Below are 15,889 nucleotides of genomic sequence, written 5' to 3'. Positions count from 1 at the left end.
TCCCACCGCGCCCGGGGCCCGCGGTGCGCGGCCGGCTCACAGCTGGCCCCAGCGGCGGATGGCCGGGGCGACGCGCTGCACGCCCTGGCGGTAGGCGGTGCGCGCGGACTTGCGCAGCACCCGGCGGGCGGCCTTGCGCACCCGGTTGCCGTTGCCGCCGGCGGCGGCCCGCACCGCGGGCAGGCCCTCCGGGTCCAGGCCCTGCCGGGCGAGGATGCCGGGCAGGTAGCCGGGCGCGGTGCGCAGCGTGTAGTACGGCGCCAGCCGCGGCAGCCGGCCGGCGGCGAGCAGGCCCTGTACGCGGGCGCGCAGATCGGCGTACGGATCGCCGGGGGCCACGCCGTGGGCGGCGGTCCAGGCGGGGTCGGCCCGGGGCAGCTCGCCGTCGTCGAGCTGGTCCCAGGAGGCGAGGCAGCCCGAGCCGAGGAAGTGGTGGTTGCCGAGCGGCTCGCGGATGCCCAGGTCGGTGAGGACGGCGGTGGGTATGCCGCGGTACAGCGACTCCAGCGCGGCGGTGGAACTGACCGTGACCAGCAGGTCGGTGCGGTCGAGGACCTCGCCCATCGCCCCGTAGACCAGCGAGACGTTCTCCGGCGGCTCCAGCGCCTGCATCAGGTGCTGGTAGGGGTGCTCCTCGACGTGCGTGGTCTGCTCGCCGGGCATGCTGCGCAGCTTCACCAGCACCTCGCGCTCGGGGTGCCGGCGGGCGTGCTCGACGGCCCGGCGCAGCAGGTAGAGCCGGTCCGGGCGCTCGGCCGGCGCGGACGGCTGCACCGCGAAGGTGACGGTGAACGGCGTACCGGGATCGCGCCGGTACGGTGCGCCGTCCAGGAACGGCAGCGCCGTCTCCACGATCGCGCCGGTCGGGAAGCCGACCCCTTCGTACACGGAGCGGAAGCGCAGGGCGTCGTCGGTGCTGTTGGCGAGGACCACGTCGGCGCCGGCCCGCAGCAGCAGGCCGTCGGCGAGCTTCTCGTAGACCACGCCGACGTAGCCGGTGACCACCACCGGGCGGCGCGGGTGGCCGCGCCAGGCGCGGTCGAAGCCGTGCAGGAAGCACTGGATGGTGCCGCCCACGCAGGACACGACGAGCACGTCGCAGCCGTCGGCGCTCACCTCGGCGAGGATCTCCGCGGCGGTCTGCTCGGTCATCGAGTCGGCGGTGATGCCGAGTTCGGCGAGCTGGCGCGGTGTGGGGGTGGCACGGCCGCGCAGGAACCGGGCGTCGATCCGCGCGTCCGGCGCGATCCGGCGCGCGGTCAGCGCACCCCACTTCCACCGGGTGTCCGAATCGGCGATCACCGTGACCCGCAGGGGCCCTGACGTACGTTCTGGCACATCGCAGACAGTAGGAAGCGGGTGGGTGGAACGGACTAATCGAAGGCCAACGGAAGGTAAACAGAATGCCGCTACTTCGCGAGCCGCATTCCGTCGCAGAGGGCACACCCGTCCGACATTCTCCGTTTACCTGGAAGTACGCGCACGGCCAAGTACCGGGCCGGACGGGGACCTAAGGTAATCGGGTGGTCAAGCTCTCCGTCATCGTGCCGTTTTTCAATGTGCAGCCATTCGTCCCCGACGCGCTGCGAAGCCTGCGGGCCAATGCCCGCGAGGACTTCGAGTTCCTGTTGATGGACGACGGGTCGACCGACCGGACTCCGGAACTCCTGGAGGAGGGCGCCGGTTCGCTGCCGGGTGCCCGGATCATCCGCCGCGACCACACCGGTGTCGCGGCGCTGCGCAACGCGGGCATCGACGCGGCCCGGGGCGAGTACCTCACCTTCATGGACGGGGACGACTGGCTCGCCCCCGGCTACCTGCCGCAACTGGTCGCGGCCATGGACGCGTTGGACGTCGACTTCCTGCGCACCGACCACGTGCAGTGCACCGGCTCCAGCCGCAACGTGATCCGCGCCCCGCACGGCCGGCGCAACGCCCGGATCGACCCGCGCTCGGCGATCCTGCCCGCCGACCGCCCCACCCTCGTGGACTACCCGTACTCCTGGGCCGGCGCCTACCACCGGCGGATCGTCGAACAGGGCCTGGTGCACATGCCCGAGCACCTGCGCACCGCCGAGGACCGGCCCTGGATCTGGCGGCTGCACCGGGAGGCCCGGTCCTGCGCGGTGGTCGGCCTGCTCGGCGTGCACTACCGGCGCGGGGTGACCACCTCGCTGACCCAGATCGGCGACGAACGCCAGCTCGACTTCGTCCGCTCCTTCGACCAGGTGATCGCCGAACTCGCCGGCGACCCCGACGAGGAGCGCTTCCTGCCCAAGGCGATCCGCAACTACTGCGCGATCATCGCCCACCACCTGGACAACATCGACCGGTTCGAACCCGCGCTGGCCCGGCGGTTGAAGGCGCTGTCCGCCGCCGCGCTCGGCCGGCTGCCCGCGGACCTGCTCGCCGCGGCCCTCGACTCGATGGACGACGAACGCAGTGCCCGCGTACGGCGGTTGCGCGGCCGGACGGCGGCCAGAACCGGCGGCGGACCCGGTGCCGACGGCGAGGCCGACGTGCGCGACAACGCCGCCGGCGGATCGGCGGTGGCGTGATGGCCCGCACCCAACTCCTCCTCGCCTCGACCCTGTACGGGATCGCCACGCTCGCCGCGGCAGCCGACGCCGGCGCGCTGCCGCCGGCCGACCGCCGCGTCCTCGTGGTCAGCAACAACGCCGGCGTGCCCGAGACCCACGACGCGCCGGACCTGGCGCCCGGCTTCGAGCCGCTGCGCTCCCGCTTCGACCGGGTCGTGTCCTGGAACGAGGCGATCCGGCCGCTGCACCCGGGCGGCTGGTCGCCCCGGACCGACGAGGTCCCCCTGTGGGACCGGTACTTCCGGACGCTGTGGCGGCTCGGCGACGACGACCTGGACCTGGTGGTGGAGTCCATCCAGGTCGCGCCCGCCCTCTCCTTCGCCCAGGTCTTCACCGGCGCCCCGATCACCGTCTACGCCGACGGCCTGATGTCCTACGGCCCGACCCGCAACAAGCTCGGGCTGCTCGTGGACACCCGGATCGACGCACTGCTCCACCTCGACCTGGTGCCCGGCCTGGAGCCCCTGCTGCTCAGCGAGTTCCAGGTGCCCTCGCGGGTGGTGCCGAGCGCCGCGTTCACGAAGGTGCTCACCGAGGTCGCCGACGCCACCCTCGGATACGGCGCCGCACCGGACCCGGTGGACGGACTGCCGCGGGACGCGGCCCTGCTGCTCGGCCAGTACCTGTCGGCGCTGGGCATCCTCACCGTCGAGGAGGAGGAGCGGCTGCACCTGTCGCTGGTGCGCGGCGCGGTCGCGCTCGGCCACCGCCGGCTCGTCTTCAAGCCGCACCCGACCGCGCCCTCGCACTGGTTGGAGCCGCTGCGGGAGGAGGCGCGGGCGCTCGGCGCCGAACTGACCGTGCTGGACAGCCCCGTGCTCGCCGAGGTGGTCTACCAGCGCGCCCGCCCGGCCCTGGTGGCCGGCTGCTTCTCCACCGCGCTGCTGACCGCGTCCGCGCTCTACGGCATCCCCGTCGCCCGCAGCGGCACCAAGCTGCTGCTCGACCGGCTCTCGCCGTACCAGAACAGCAACCGGGTGCCGGTGACCCTGGTGCACGCGCTGCTGCCCGACGTGTCCGACGCGGCCGCCGTACGCGCCTGGACCGCGCCCTCGCCGGAGCAGGTGGCCGCCGACCTCACCCCGCTGCTGCACGCCGTCGGCTACTGCATGCAGTCCGAGGCGTACCCGCACCTTCGGGCGGAGACCGTGGCCTGGCTGGAGGCCCACCTCGGGTCCGGCGCGCGGCCGTACTTCAAGCGCCGCCGGCTGACCTCGCTCGGCCTGCCCGGCGCGCTCCCGGCCAAGCGGTCGCTGGTGCCGCGGGTGCGCGCCGTCCGCCAGGTGGCGCGCGGCGCCCGCGCGCTGAAGAAGGCGGCGCTCGGCTGACAGTGAGGATGTGACGTGGTGACGCTGCTGGTGGGTCTGACCCCTCGGCTGACTGACGTCTCGACTGTCCTGTTTGGGATTTGTCGGCCCATCCGGGCGTCACCACGCACGCGGCCGGACGGGCGCTTGTGACTTCATAGGAGCTTGTCGCATAAGCCCCGTCACTGTCTTGTCCACCCGCCCGACCGGCGCGTGCCGCCCTCGTCGGTACGGATACGCAAGGACGGACATGACCAGCATGACGCACGACGGGCCGCGGATCACCGGCGGAGTCGACACCCACGGCCTGACCCACCACGCGGCCGTGATCGACTCCATCGGCCGGCACCTGGCCGATCGCGAGTTCGAGGCCACCATCCGCGGCTACCGGTACCTGCTGGACTGGATGCGCTCGCACGGCGACCTGGTCGCGGTCGGCGTCGAGGGCACCGGTGCCTACGGCGCCGAGCTCGCCCGCGTGCTGACCGCCGCCGGGGTCACCGTCTTCGACGTAGACCGGCCAGACCGCAAGACACGGCGGATGAAGGGCAAGTCCGACCCGATCGACGCCTATGCCGCCGCAACGGCCGTGCTCTCGGGCCGAGCCGCCGGCATCCCCAAGAGCCGGGACGGCGTGGTCGAGGCCGTGCGGGTCCTGCGACTCGCCCGCCGCAGCGCGGTCAAGGCCCGCACCCAGGCGATGAACCAGATCCGCGGCCTGCTGGTGTCGGCCCCCGCGATGCTGCGCGAGCAGGTCGCCGGTCTGGACCGGGCCGCGCTGATACGCACCCTGGCCCGGCTGCGACCCGGCGAGGACCTCTCGCGGCCGCTGGCGGCGACCCGGGGATCGTTGCGGCGCCTCGCCCGCCGTCTCCAGGCACTGGACACCGAGATCACCGAGCTGGACGCGGAGATCGGCCCGCTGGTCAAGCAGGCCGCCCCGCAGCTGCTGGAGCTGTTCGGGGTCGGGCCCGAGACCGCCGGCCAACTGCTCGCCTCCGCCGGGGACAACCCCGAACGAATGCGGTCGCAGGCCGCGTTCGCCCACCTGGCAGGAGTCGCACCGATCCCGGCGTCCTCCGGCCGCACACACCGCCACCGACTCAACCGCGGCGGCGACAGGGCCGCCAACAACGCCCTGCACACCATCGTCCTGACCCGCATGCGCTTCGACGAACGCACCCGCGCCTACGTCGAACGACGCACCAAGGAAGGGCTGAACAAGAAGGACATCATGCGCTGCCTCAAGCGATTCGTCGCCCGCGAGGTCTACCGCGCCCTGACCACCACACCAACGGAACGAATCACTCAAACCAACCTCGCACCGGCCGCTTGACAAGCATAGGAGCATCCCGGGCACCCGGCCCCCGGCGGCCGGGTGCCCCGATTAACGGACACGGGAGCTCATACGCCCTGCCCTACGATGGAACGGTGAGCGACATCACCCGTGGGAGTCTGCGCGAACAGCCGACACGCGCCGAGGCGATCCTCGCGGCCGGGCTGCGTGACGAGAAGAGACGGCAGACCCGGCGGCACATCGCGGAGGTGGCCACCGGACTGTTCCTCGAACACGGCTTCGCCCGGGTGACCATCGCCGAGGTGGCCCGCACCGCCGAAGTCTCCGTGAACACCGTCTACACGTACTTCCCCTCCAAGGAGGACCTGGTCTTCTACCCGGAGGAGGCGTCCGCGCAGCGGATGGTGCAGATGGTCAGGGACCGCGCGCCCGGCCAGTCCGCGGCCGGCGCCGTCCTCGCCGCGCTGCGCGGCGAGCTGCGGCACGGCGACCGCATGGTCGGCCTCACCCAGGGTTTCGGCCGCTTCCTGGAGATGGTCCGGGCCGAGCCCACGCTGTCCGCCCGGCTCGACGCGACCAACCGCGAGATGGTCGACGCGCTCGCCGAGACGCTCGCCACCGAGACCGGCGCGGTACCGGGCGACCCCATGCCGCGCCTGATCGCCTCCCAACTGGGCTGGGCGCAGGAGCAGTTGTTCCGCGAGATCGGGGAGCGGTCGAGGGCCGGCTGTCCCCCGGGCACCGTGGCCGAGGGCGCCCTCACGCTGCTCGACTCCGTCGAGTCGCTCCTCGGCGAGCGAGTCCTCTCCTACGCCACGCGCTGACGCGGATCGCCGACGCGGGTCCGCGGCGCCGGTCCGCGCGGGCGCGGTCCGCCTGACGGGCGGGCGCGTCACGCCGTTGGCCGCCCCGTTCGCCGCCCCGGCCGTCGGCCGCCCCGGCCACCGGCCCGGAGCGAGCGCGGCCGGGCAGGGGGAAAACGCACCCGGCCGCGCTCTGTGTCGTGGGCACCGGCACGGGGAGAGCCGGCGCCCACCGGGCCGATGACCAGTCGACCCACTTGTTAACGGCGGCGCGGGCCCCGGAAGTGTCACCCGGCACCACCCGGGCGCACGACCCGCCTGCCCGCCGTGCCCATGACACCGCCTCCGTGCAGGGCCGGCTCCCCTCGCGCCGCCCCACCACCGCGGCACCCGGCCCCGGGTTCCACCGCCCCGCGCGCGGCCGCGAAGCCATCCGCCGTGCCTCCCGCGGGGCGCCGCACGGCGCCGCGGGTCAGTGGGACGGGGTGTGGCCGCGGCCCCAGCCGAGGTGGCGGCCGTGGTTCAGGCGGTTCGCCGCGCCGTTGCCGTGGCCGTTGTCGGCGTGGCCCGGTGCCGCCGGGGCCGGCTGGTCGCCGCCGGGCGGCGACGTGGTGCCGTACGCGGGCGGTGCGGCGCCGGTGGAGGTCGGACGGGGCGTCTTCCCGGGGATCACCGCGCGCCGGCCGGTGGCCCCGGCGCCGGCCGATGCGGAGCCCTCCGAGGCGAGCGGCGCGGGCACGCTGCTGCTGCCGGCCGGCCGGGCCGGCTCCCGCCCGCCGGTGCCTTCCGCGGTGGCCGCCACGCCGACCGCGACCCCGCCCAGCGCGACCACCGACGCCGCCGCGGCCAGCACCATCCGGGCGGACCGGCCGCTCCTCGTCCGCCGCACCACCAGGAGGCGCGCGGACCGCGGGGACGCCGCGGCGCGGCCGCCGACCATGACCGGCTCGGGAAGCGTGTCGGCCACCCCGGCCTCGTCACCGGCACCCGCACCCACACCGACCGCCGACCCGGCAGCGCCACCAGCGCCCCCGGCCGACCCGCCACCGGCACCCACGGCCGCCCCGGGCTCCACCACCCGCGCCGCGCGGAACGCCGCCAGCGCCTCCTCCTCGCGGGCCGGGTCCAGTGACCGGAGCGCGGCCTGCTCGGCCGCCGCCGCCCGCAGCAGCCGCGCCAGCCGGCGCGCCTCGCCCTCCTCCCGCCCGTCGGCCAGCGGCACCTGGCGGCCCGACAGCAGCGCCTCCGCGGCGTCGCCGGTCAGCCAGCGCGGCCCGCCGCAGGAAGCACCGGGCACGCCGTCACGGCCGCCCGCGGCCTGCGGGTCGCCGGCGTCGCACGTCCCGCGCGGCAGGCTCGTACCGCCGGGATATCCGCCCGGGCGCGGCACCTGCTCGGGGCGTCGCGGGTGCGGGACCCCCGCCGGCCGTCCGTCGTCACTCATGCCACATCCTCACCGGGCCCTGGGGCCTGCCGTCCGGAGCCGCGAGGCGACGCGGGCCGCCGAGGTGCAAAGGGGTGGCGCCGGGACGCGGGGCGACGCGGGACGCCGGACGCGCGCGGCCGCCGTGCGACCACCGTCCGCCGACTCCATCCGCCACCGCTCCGCTCCTCCGCTCGACCCACTCCACCCACTGACCTCGTTCACGGACCCCATGCACGGCTCTCATCCACGAACGTCCAACCGGTACGCCTGCGGCGCGGAGTACGTCGTGCCGGCCCGCACCGCCGGTCCCCCGTCCGCCTCCCCGTCCGCCGCGGCGCGGCCCCCATCCTCCCTCTCGCCGCGGTCGCCGGACACCGGCTCCCCGGACAGCCGCGGCACGGGCCGCTCGGGACGCGCCGGGTGCGCCGGGTGTGCCGGCTGTGCCGTCTGCTGCTCGCCCGCGAGCCTCCCGGCGGGGACCTGCTCCGCCGCGAGCTGCTCCGCCAGTCTGCGCAACCCCCGGTGCGTGGCCATCCGCACCGATCCGGCCCGCCGGCCCAGCACCTGGGCCGCGCTGGTGGAGTCCAGTCCCATCACCACCCGCAGCAGCACCGCCTCGGCCTGCTCGCGCGGCAGCGCCGCTATCGCGGCCAGCGCGCGGTCGGTGGCGACCGACTCCAGCGCCTCCCCCGCGGTGTCCGCCCGACCGGGCAGCGCGACGAGTTCCTCCACCCCCGCCCCGGCGACCGGGCGGCGGCTGCGCGCCCGGATGTGGTCCAGTGCCCGGTTGCGGGCTATCCGCGCCGCCCAGCCCTTGATCCCGGTCCCGCCGCCGCGGAAGCTCGGCAGGTCCCGGGCTATCTGCAACCACGCCTCCGAGGCGACGTCCTCCGCGTCGCCCGGACCGACCAGGCTGCGTACGTACCGCAACAACTGCGGTTGCACCGCGCGGTACAGGACCCTGAACGCGGTCTCGTCACCGCCTTGCGCCGCGCTCACCGCGGTCTCCAGATCCACGCCCGGCCCCGCCCCCTCGACCCCCTCGTCCCCCGAGAACGGGCACTATCCTGCCGCATTCCGGCCGGTGACACTTTCGGTCCGGCGTACGCCGTACAAGTCGGCGGCCGGGGACGCTCCTGTGGGGGGAGGCGGACCCCGGCCGTCTTCACGCCGCGGCGGCCGCGCGGGCGGCTGCCCGGAGCGCGTCGGCGCCCTGCCCGAACCGCCCCGCGGAACCGACCGTTGGGTGACCGGTTCCGCACCCGCCGCGCCTCCTCCGTGCCGACCCGCGCCGAACCGCGCCGAACCGCGCCGAACCCGCGCCGATGAGCCCCGCCTCGCGCGGTGGACCCCGCCCCGCCCTTCCGCGACGCGCCCGGCCCGGCCTCCCACCGCCCACCGCCCGTACGGGTGAAATCGCGGACCGGGGCCAACCGATCGGGCCGCCGCCGCGTCTACAGTTGCCGTGCCCCCCGTACCGCGCCCCGCCCCCGGTCTCCCGCCGCGTCCCGCACCGCGCGCCGCGCCCCCCGCCGCCGGGCCGGCGCGCCCGCACCGCGATCCAGGAGCCCCGCTGTCCAGCGACACGCCGCCCGAGGGGCTGTGCCTGCTCAACCGCGCGCCGGCCGCCGAGGCCGAGGCCGCCCTGCTGACCTGCTGCGGCGCGCTGCGCTGGGCCCGGCGGATGGCCGCCCACCGCCCCTACCCGACGGTGGACGCGCTGCTCGCCGCGGCCGACGAGGCGGCGTACGACCTGGCGCCCGCCGACGTCGCCGAGGCGCTCCAGCGCGAGGACACCACCCCGCTGCCGGACCGCGGCACCCTCGCCGCGCACACCGCGCTGCGCGCCGCACACGCCGCCTACGAGGCGAAGTTCGGGCACGTCTTCGTCATCGCCCTGGCGGACGACCCGGCCGCCGCCCTCGACCAGACGCTGGCCAGCCTGCGCGCCCGGCTCGACCACGACGAGGAGCGCGAATCGGCCGTCACCGCCGAGCAGTTGCGGCGGATCACCCGGGTCCGGCTGCTGCGGCTCGCGGCCCGCCCGGGTGATCCGCGCGGGTGCGCGCTGGCGGACGCGCACACTCCGTAGCGTTCACCCGACCGTGCGGGATCGATCACACAAGCACGACCCCGCAGTCCGCGGCACAGGTCACGTCGCTACGATGGCCGGGGCCGGTGGACCGTACCCGGCCGGGCGTGACCGACAAGAAGCCGGCAGCCCTCGTCCCGCTTCCGGAGGGGTTTTTCCGTGCCGGCAGGAACGCTCTACCGCGGCCGGGAAGGCATGTGGTCGTGGGTGGCTCATCGAGTCACCGGTGTCCTCATCTTCTTCTTCCTGTTCGTCCATGTCCTCGACACCGCACTCGTGCGCGTCTCCCCCGAGGACTACGACAAGGTCGTCGCGACCTACAAGACGCCCATCGTCAGCCTGCTGGAGTACGGCCTGGTGGCCGCGATCCTCTTCCACGCGCTGAACGGTCTGCGGATCATCGCCGTCGACTACTGGACCCAGGGCCCCCGCTACCAGAAGCAGATGTTCTGGACCGTGATGGGCCTGTGGATCGTCCTGATGCTCGGCGCGATCTACCCGGTACTCGGCCACGCCGCCCGAGTCCTGTTCGGGAGCTGACGACCCATGGCCACTGAAGTCTCCCCCAAGGACGCGGTCGAGCTGACCGGCTCCAGCGCCTCCTACAGCCCGGAGAACCCGGCGCCGGTGATCGAGCCGCCGCGGGCCCGGACCAAGCGCACCCAGCGCCGCGGCCGCACCAACTTCGAGCTGTACGGCTGGCTGTTCATGCGGCTGTCCGGCGTGGTGCTGGTGGTGCTGGTCATCGGCCACCTGCTGATCCAGCTGGTGCTGGACGGCGGTGTGACCAAGGTCGGCTTCGCGTTCGTCGCGGGCCGCTGGGCCTCGCCGTTCTGGCAGTACTGGGACCTGGCCATGCTCTGGCTGGCCATGCTGCACGGCGGCAACGGCCTGCGCACGGTCATCAACGACTACGCCGAGCAGGCGAACACCCGCATCTGGCTCAAGACGCTGCTGTTCACCGCTGTGGCGTTCACCATCGTGCTCGGGTCGCTGGTGATCTTCACCTTCGACCCGAACATCCGCTAGGCCCGGGCCGGACAGGGAAGCGACCCCCATGCAATTCCACACGTACGACACCGTCATCGTCGGCGCGGGCGGCGCCGGTATGCGCGCCGCCATCGAGGCCACCAAGCGCAGCCGCACCGCCGTCCTGACCAAGCTCTACCCGACCCGGTCCCACACCGGCGCGGCCCAGGGCGGCATGGCCGCCGCACTGGCCAACGTCGAGGAGGACAATTGGGAGTGGCACACCTTCGACACGATCAAGGGCGGCGACTACCTGGTCGACCAGGACGCCGCCGAGATCCTGGCGAAGGAGGCCATCGACGCGGTCCTCGACCTGGAGAAGATGGGCCTGCCGTTCAACCGGACGCCCGAGGGCCGGATCGACCAGCGCCGCTTCGGCGGCCACACCCGCAACCACGGCGAGGCCGCGGTGCGCCGCTCCTGCTACGCCGCGGACCGCACCGGCCACATGATCCTCCAGACGCTGTACCAGAACTGCGTCAAGGAGGGCGTGGAGTTCTTCAACGAGTTCTACGTCCTCGACCAGCTCCTCACCGAGGTCGACGGCGTGCAGCGCTCCTCCGGCGTGGTGGCGTACGAACTGGCCACCGGTGAGATCCACGTCTTCCAGGCGAAGGCCGTGATCTACGCGTCCGGCGGCACCGGCAAGTTCTTCAAGGTGACCTCCAACGCGCACACCCTCACCGGCGACGGCCAGGCCGCGGTCTACCGGCGCGGGCTGCCGCTGGAGGACATGGAGTTCTTCCAGTTCCACCCGACGGGCATCTGGCGGATGGGCATCCTGCTCACCGAGGGCGCCCGCGGCGAGGGCGGCATCCTCCGCAACAAGGACGGCGAGCGCTTCATGGAGAAGTACGCGCCCGTCATGAAGGACCTCGCCTCGCGCGACGTCGTCTCCCGCGCGATCTACACCGAGATCCGCGAGGGCCGCGGCTGCGGCCCCGAGGGCGACCACGTCTACCTCGACCTGACGCACCTGCCGCCAGAGCAGTTGGACGCCAAGCTGCCGGACATCACCGAGTTCGCCCGCACCTACCTGGGCATCGAGCCGTACACCGACCCGATCCCGATCCAGCCCACCGCGCACTACGCGATGGGCGGCATCCCCACGAACGTGCACGGCGAGGTGCTCTCCGACAACACCACCGTGGTGCCGGGCCTGTACGCGGCCGGCGAGGTGGCCTGCGTCTCCGTGCACGGCGCGAACCGGCTGGGCACCAACTCGCTGCTGGACATCAACGTCTTCGGCCGCCGCTCCGGCATCGCCGCCGCGGAGTACGCCCACGCCAGCGACCTGGTGCCGCTGCCGGACAACCCGGCCGAGCTGGTCGAGTCGCAGGTCGAGCGGCTGCGCAACTCCACCGGCAACGAGCGCGTCGCCGAGCTGCGCCTGGAGCTCCAGGAGTGCATGGACGCCAACGTGATGGTCTTCCGCACCGAGCAGACCATCAAGACCGCGGTGGAGAAGATCGGCGAGCTGCGCGAGCGCTACCTCAACGTCTCGATCCAGGACAAGGGCAGGCGGTTCAACACCGACCTGCTGGAGGCGATCGAGCTGGGCAACCTGCTCGACCTGGCCGAGGTCATGGCGGTCTCCGCGCTGGCCCGCAAGGAGTCCCGCGGCGGCCACTACCGCGAGGACTTCCCCAACCGCGACGACGTCAACTTCATGCGGCACACGATGGCGTACCGCGAGGTGGACGCGAACGGCACCGAGTCGATCCGCCTCGACTACAAGCCGGTCGTGCAGACCCGCTACCAGCCGATGGAGCGTAAGTACTGATGAGCACCCCGACGGTCGACAAGCACTCGGCGGCCCTGGACGCGGCCGAGGTCACCGGAGCGCACCTGATCGCGATCACCCTGCGGGTGCGCCGGTTCAACCCGGAGGTCTCCGCGGAGTCGGAGTGGATCGACTACCAGATCCAGGTCGACCCCAAGGAGCGCGTGCTGGACGCGCTGCACAAGGTCAAGTGGGAGATCGACGGCTCGCTGACCTTCCGCCGCTCCTGCGCGCACGGCGTGTGCGGGTCCGACGCGATGCGGATCAACGGGAAGAACCGGCTGGCCTGCAAGACCCTGATCAAGGACGTCAGCCCGGAGAAGCCGATCACCATCGAGGCGATCAAGGGCATGACGGTGCTCAAGGACCTCGTGGTCGACATGGACCCGTTCTTCCAGGCGTACCGCGACGTGATGCCGTTCCTGATCACCTCGGGCAACGAGCCGACCCGCGAGCGGCTTCAGTCCGCCGAGGACCGGGAGCGGTTCGACGACACCACCAAGTGCATCCTGTGCGCCGCGTGCACGTCGTCCTGCCCGGTGTTCTGGAACGACGGGCAGTACTTCGGCCCGGCCGCGATCGTCAACGCGCACCGGTTCATCTTCGACTCCCGCGACGAGGGCGGTGAGCAGCGGTTGGAGATCCTCAACGACAAGGACGGGGTCTGGCGCTGCCGCACCACCTTCAACTGCACCGACGCGTGCCCGCGCGGCATCGAGGTGACGAAGGCGATCCAGGAGGTCAAGCGCGCGCTGATCACCCGCCGCTTCTGACGCTCCCCCGCTCCCCCGGTCGGCCCCGCCTCCACCAGGAGGCGGGGCCGACCGCCTTCGCAGCCGGCCGGGGTCGTCGGGTCGGCGACCTCCGCGGCGCGGGCGGGCGTCCTCACCGACGGTCCCGGGTCACGCGGACGCGAGGTGGCGGCTCGCCGCGGGCAGGGTCACGCGGACGGTCAGGCCGCGTCCGGGCGCCGTCTCCACGCTGACGCGGCCGTGGTGGGCCTGCACCAGCGCCTGGACGATGGACATGCCGAGGCCGGCGCCGCCGGTGTCGCGGGCGCGGTCGGGCGCCGCCCGGAAGAAGCGGTCGAAGACGCGCCGGGCGTCGTCGGGGGCCAGCCCGGGGCCGTGGTCGGTCACCGACAGCCGTACCTCGCCGTCGCCGTGCGCGGCGACCTCCACCGTGACCGGGGCGGCGGCGGGGGTGTGCACGCGGACGTTGTCCAGCAGGTTGCCGACGATCTGGCGCAGCCCGGCCTCGTCGCCGAGGACCGGGGGGAGAGCCGCACCGGGGGCGTCCGGAAGCGGCGGGGCCAGGGTCGCCGTGTCGAGGCCCGCCGTGTGGCCTTCCGCCGTGTCGCGTCCCGCCGGGGCGGCCAGGCCACCTGCCGCCCTACCGGCGCCCGGTGGCTCCGCGGCGGGCCCCGCGGCGGGCTCCGCCCCGCCCGACGCCCAGGCGTCCGGCGCGAGCACCGTCACCGGCCGCTCGGGCTGCTGCGCGGCCAGGTCGGCGGCGGCCTCCCGGACCAGGCAGGCGAGATCGACCGGGCCGAGCCGCAGGGCCGGGCGGTCGTCCAGCCGTGCCAGCGCGAGGAGTTCGTCCACGAGGCGGCTCATCCGCAGTGCCTCGGCCGACACCCGGCGCAGCGCCCGGTCCTTCTCGTCGGCGTCGAGCATGCCCTTCTCGTAGAGCTGGAGGTAGCCGCGCACGGACGCCAGCGGGGTGCGCAGCTCGTGCGAGGCGTCCGCGAGGAACTGCCGCAACTGGGCGGTGGCGCGCTCGCTCTCGGTGACCGCGGTCTCGATCTGCTGGAGCATCGCGTTGAGGGAGCCGCTGAGCTGCTCGACCTCCTCGGAGCCGTGCCGCGCGGTCGGCTCCGGCACCCGCCGGGACAGGTCGCCCTCCGATATCGCGGACGCGGTCTCCACCATGGCCTCCAGCGGGCTGAGCCGGCGCCGGGCGGCGGTGAGCGAGCCGGCCGCGAGCAGTGCCAGCAGCACCACCCCGACGCAGCCCTCCACGATCAGCAGCTTGCCGACCGCGCGGTCCACCCCGCTCAGCCGCATGCCCCGCACCACCAGGGTGCCGTCGGCCAGCCGCACCCCGACCACCCGGTACGACCGGCCGCCGCTGTGCACGGTGGCCGCGCGCCCGCCGGCCAGCCGCCGCAGGTCCGGCAGCGCCGCCGCCAGCGCGCGCTGTTCGGCGTCGACGGGGGTGACGCCGTTCTGGCACATGGCACCCGGCCGGCCGTGCGGGTCGAGCACGATCAGCAGTTCCTGCTGGAACGTCTTGGCCAGTGCCGAACCGCCCCTGCCGCCCAACAGGTCGGCGAGCGTGCACAACTGGCGCAGCCCGCGGGCGTCGACGGAGGCGTGCTCGATGGCCGACTGCGACGACTTCAGCGAGTCGTCGATCTCGCCGATCAGCACCATGTACGTCGCGGCGATGCTCGCGGCGGCGGCGAGGACGAGCCCGACGGCGAGGAAGAGCACGTTGGCGATGGTGAACCGGCCGCGCAGGGAGTGCGGGCGCGGCCAGAATCCGCAGCGCGCCCAGGCGGTCGCCGCCGCCCTCACGCCGCACCGCCCGGGCCCGGCACGGCTGTCGGGCCCCCGGGTCCCTGGTCCCGGTCCGCCCCCGGGCCCGTCTCCCGGCCGCTTGCCCCCGCCCGCTGCTCGTCCGCCTCCCCCTCGGCGCCCGGCGCCCGGTCCGCGTCCGGCGCCGCCCAGATGCCGTAGCCGACCCCGCGCCGGGTGCGGATCAGCGGCGGCCCGAGCCGGTCCAACTTCCGCCGCAGATAGGAGATGTAGGTCTCCACGACGGTGGAGGACACCGCGCTGTCGTAACGCCAGACGTGCTGGAGGAGTTGTTCCTTGGTGAGGATGCGGCCGGCGTTGCGCAGCAGGTGCCGCAGCAGGTTGTACTCGGTGGGGGTGAGTTCGACCGGCTGTCCGGCCCGGCGCACGGCGTACGTCGCCTCGTCCAGCTCCAGGTCGCCGTGCCGCAGCACCCGCGTGGCGGGCAGCGGGTCGCGGCGGCGGGTGCGGCGCAGCACCGCGTGCACCCTGGCCACCACCTCGTCGACCCCGAAGGGCTTGGTGATGTAGTCGTCGCCGCCCAGCGCGAGTCCGGCCACCACGTCGCGCGGCGCGTCGCGGGCCGTGACGAAGATGACCGCGGGCGCGTCGGGCCGCTCGCCGTCCGGGCCCGCGCCCTCGGCGGCGCGCTCCCGGCGCAGCGCCCGGCACACCTCGAAGCCGTTGCCGTCCGGCAGCATCACGTCGAGCAGCACCAGGTCCGGCCGGTGCTCCCGGGCCGCGGCCAGCGCCTGCCGGCCGGTGGCCGCCTCGTATACGGTGAATCCGTTGTATTTCAGGGTGATGCGCAGGATGTCGGCGATACCGGGTTCGTCCTCGACGATGAGCACCGTGGCGTCCATGCCCCTCAGTATCCGTGGGCGGCAGGGCGGGCGGACGCGGCGAACTTTGGAGTTCCTTGAGAGAACGCGGTTCGGCTTGGTGACGGGGTGCCCGGCCACGGACGCTGAGA

Annotated in this window: 13 protein-coding genes and 1 pseudogene; 9 read left to right on the top strand and 5 right to left on the bottom strand. The window is 74.0% G+C overall.

Translation table 11 applies throughout. The features are described 5' to 3' along the window. Positions 1-36: 36 nt before the first annotated feature. On the bottom strand, positions 37-1,338 hold the full coding sequence (locus RVR_RS22855) for a DUF6716 putative glycosyltransferase (protein ID WP_202235661.1): 1,302 nt from the start codon (positions 1,336-1,338) through the stop codon (positions 37-39). Between the two features lie 185 nt (positions 1,339-1,523). Between RVR_RS22855 and RVR_RS22850 the strand changes: the two genes are divergently transcribed. From RVR_RS22850 to RVR_RS22835, 4 genes are all read left to right on the top strand, one after another. Continuing rightward, positions 1,524-2,558, top strand: a complete 1,035-nt coding sequence (locus RVR_RS22850; protein WP_202235660.1) for a glycosyltransferase family 2 protein — start codon at positions 1,524-1,526, stop codon at positions 2,556-2,558. Beyond that, positions 2,558-3,928 carry a polysialyltransferase family glycosyltransferase gene (locus RVR_RS22845; RefSeq protein WP_202235659.1) on the top strand — a complete coding sequence of 457 codons (1,371 nt, stop codon included), beginning with the start codon at positions 2,558-2,560 and terminating at the stop codon, positions 3,926-3,928. Before RVR_RS22850 ends, RVR_RS22845 begins: the two co-directional genes overlap by 1 nt. A 229-nt stretch (positions 3,929-4,157) precedes the next feature. Continuing rightward, positions 4,158-5,243, top strand: a complete 1,086-nt coding sequence (locus RVR_RS22840) for an IS110 family RNA-guided transposase (RefSeq protein ID WP_202235658.1) — start codon at positions 4,158-4,160, stop codon at positions 5,241-5,243. Positions 5,244-5,338: 95 nt separating this feature from the next. Then, positions 5,339-6,028 carry a TetR/AcrR family transcriptional regulator gene (locus RVR_RS22835; protein ID WP_237404901.1) on the top strand — a complete coding sequence of 230 codons (690 nt, stop codon included), beginning with the start codon at positions 5,339-5,341 and terminating at the stop codon, positions 6,026-6,028. A gap of 451 nt (positions 6,029-6,479) precedes the next feature. Here the strand turns inward: RVR_RS22835 and RVR_RS22830 are convergent, their stop codons facing one another. Further along, entirely contained in the window at positions 6,480-7,451 is a 972-nt protein-coding gene (locus tag RVR_RS22830; protein ID WP_202235657.1) for a hypothetical protein, read from the bottom strand. A gap of 222 nt (positions 7,452-7,673) precedes the next feature. Further along, positions 7,674-8,432, bottom strand: a complete 759-nt coding sequence (locus tag RVR_RS22825) for an RNA polymerase sigma factor (RefSeq protein ID WP_237404900.1) — start codon at positions 8,430-8,432, stop codon at positions 7,674-7,676. Between the two features lie 466 nt (positions 8,433-8,898). On the opposite strand from RVR_RS22825, the gene RVR_RS22820 reads away from it, so the two are divergent. The 5 genes from RVR_RS22820 (at position 8,899) to RVR_RS22800 (ending at position 13,110) form a co-directional block, all read left to right on the top strand. Further along, complete coding sequence (locus tag RVR_RS22820; protein ID WP_272933098.1) at positions 8,899-9,525, top strand: 2-oxo-4-hydroxy-4-carboxy-5-ureidoimidazoline decarboxylase; 627 nt, start codon at positions 8,899-8,901, stop codon at positions 9,523-9,525. Positions 9,526-9,684: 159 nt separating this feature from the next. Further along, positions 9,685-10,065, top strand: a complete 381-nt coding sequence (sdhC, locus tag RVR_RS22815) for a succinate dehydrogenase, cytochrome b556 subunit (RefSeq protein ID WP_202235655.1) — start codon at positions 9,685-9,687, stop codon at positions 10,063-10,065. 6 nt (positions 10,066-10,071) lie between these two features. Then, positions 10,072-10,554, top strand: coding sequence for a succinate dehydrogenase hydrophobic membrane anchor subunit (locus tag RVR_RS22810; protein ID WP_202235653.1), 483 nt, complete (start codon positions 10,072-10,074; stop codon positions 10,552-10,554). A gap of 28 nt (positions 10,555-10,582) precedes the next feature. Further along, complete coding sequence (sdhA, locus tag RVR_RS22805) at positions 10,583-12,337, top strand: succinate dehydrogenase flavoprotein subunit (protein ID WP_202235651.1); 1,755 nt, start codon at positions 10,583-10,585, stop codon at positions 12,335-12,337. After that, a complete protein-coding gene (locus tag RVR_RS22800) occupies positions 12,337-13,110 on the top strand; it encodes a succinate dehydrogenase iron-sulfur subunit (protein WP_202235649.1) in 774 nt (257 codons plus the stop codon). Before sdhA ends, RVR_RS22800 begins: the two co-directional genes overlap by 1 nt. 129 nt (positions 13,111-13,239) lie before the next feature. Here the strand turns inward: RVR_RS22800 and RVR_RS22795 are convergent, their stop codons facing one another. Together RVR_RS22795 and RVR_RS22790 are read right to left on the bottom strand one after the other, a co-directional pair. Then, on the bottom strand, positions 13,240-14,916 hold the full coding sequence (locus RVR_RS22795) for a sensor histidine kinase (protein WP_202235647.1): 1,677 nt from the start codon (positions 14,914-14,916) through the stop codon (positions 13,240-13,242). Between the two features lie 152 nt (positions 14,917-15,068). Beyond that, positions 15,069-15,779 (bottom strand): annotated as a pseudogene (locus RVR_RS22790) (response regulator transcription factor); the annotation flags it as partial. Positions 15,780-15,889: the final 110 nt, after the last annotated feature.

It is taken from the genome of Streptomyces sp. SN-593 (genome assembly GCF_016756395.1).
Taxonomy (GTDB): Bacteria; Actinomycetota; Actinomycetes; order Streptomycetales; family Streptomycetaceae; genus Actinacidiphila; species Actinacidiphila reveromycinica.
Note: the sequence above shows the minus strand (reverse complement) of the source record. Positions and strands in the feature narration are given on the sequence as shown.

What these genes read in the sequence shown, in the direction of transcription:
- RVR_RS22845 (WP_202235659.1), top strand. Translation starts at nt 2,558, where the DNA reads ATGGCCCGCACCCAACTCCTCCTCGCCTCGACCCTGTACGGGATCGCC.
- RVR_RS22840 (WP_202235658.1), top strand. Translation starts at nt 4,158, where the DNA reads ATGACCAGCATGACGCACGACGGGCCGCGGATCACCGGCGGAGTCGAC.
- RVR_RS22830 (WP_202235657.1), bottom strand. Translation starts at nt 7,451, where the DNA reads ATGAGTGACGACGGACGGCCGGCGGGGGTCCCGCACCCGCGACGCCCC.
- RVR_RS22810 (WP_202235653.1), top strand. Translation starts at nt 10,072, where the DNA reads ATGGCCACTGAAGTCTCCCCCAAGGACGCGGTCGAGCTGACCGGCTCC.
- sdhA (WP_202235651.1), top strand. Translation starts at nt 10,583, where the DNA reads ATGCAATTCCACACGTACGACACCGTCATCGTCGGCGCGGGCGGCGCC.
- RVR_RS22800 (WP_202235649.1), top strand. Translation starts at nt 12,337, where the DNA reads ATGAGCACCCCGACGGTCGACAAGCACTCGGCGGCCCTGGACGCGGCC.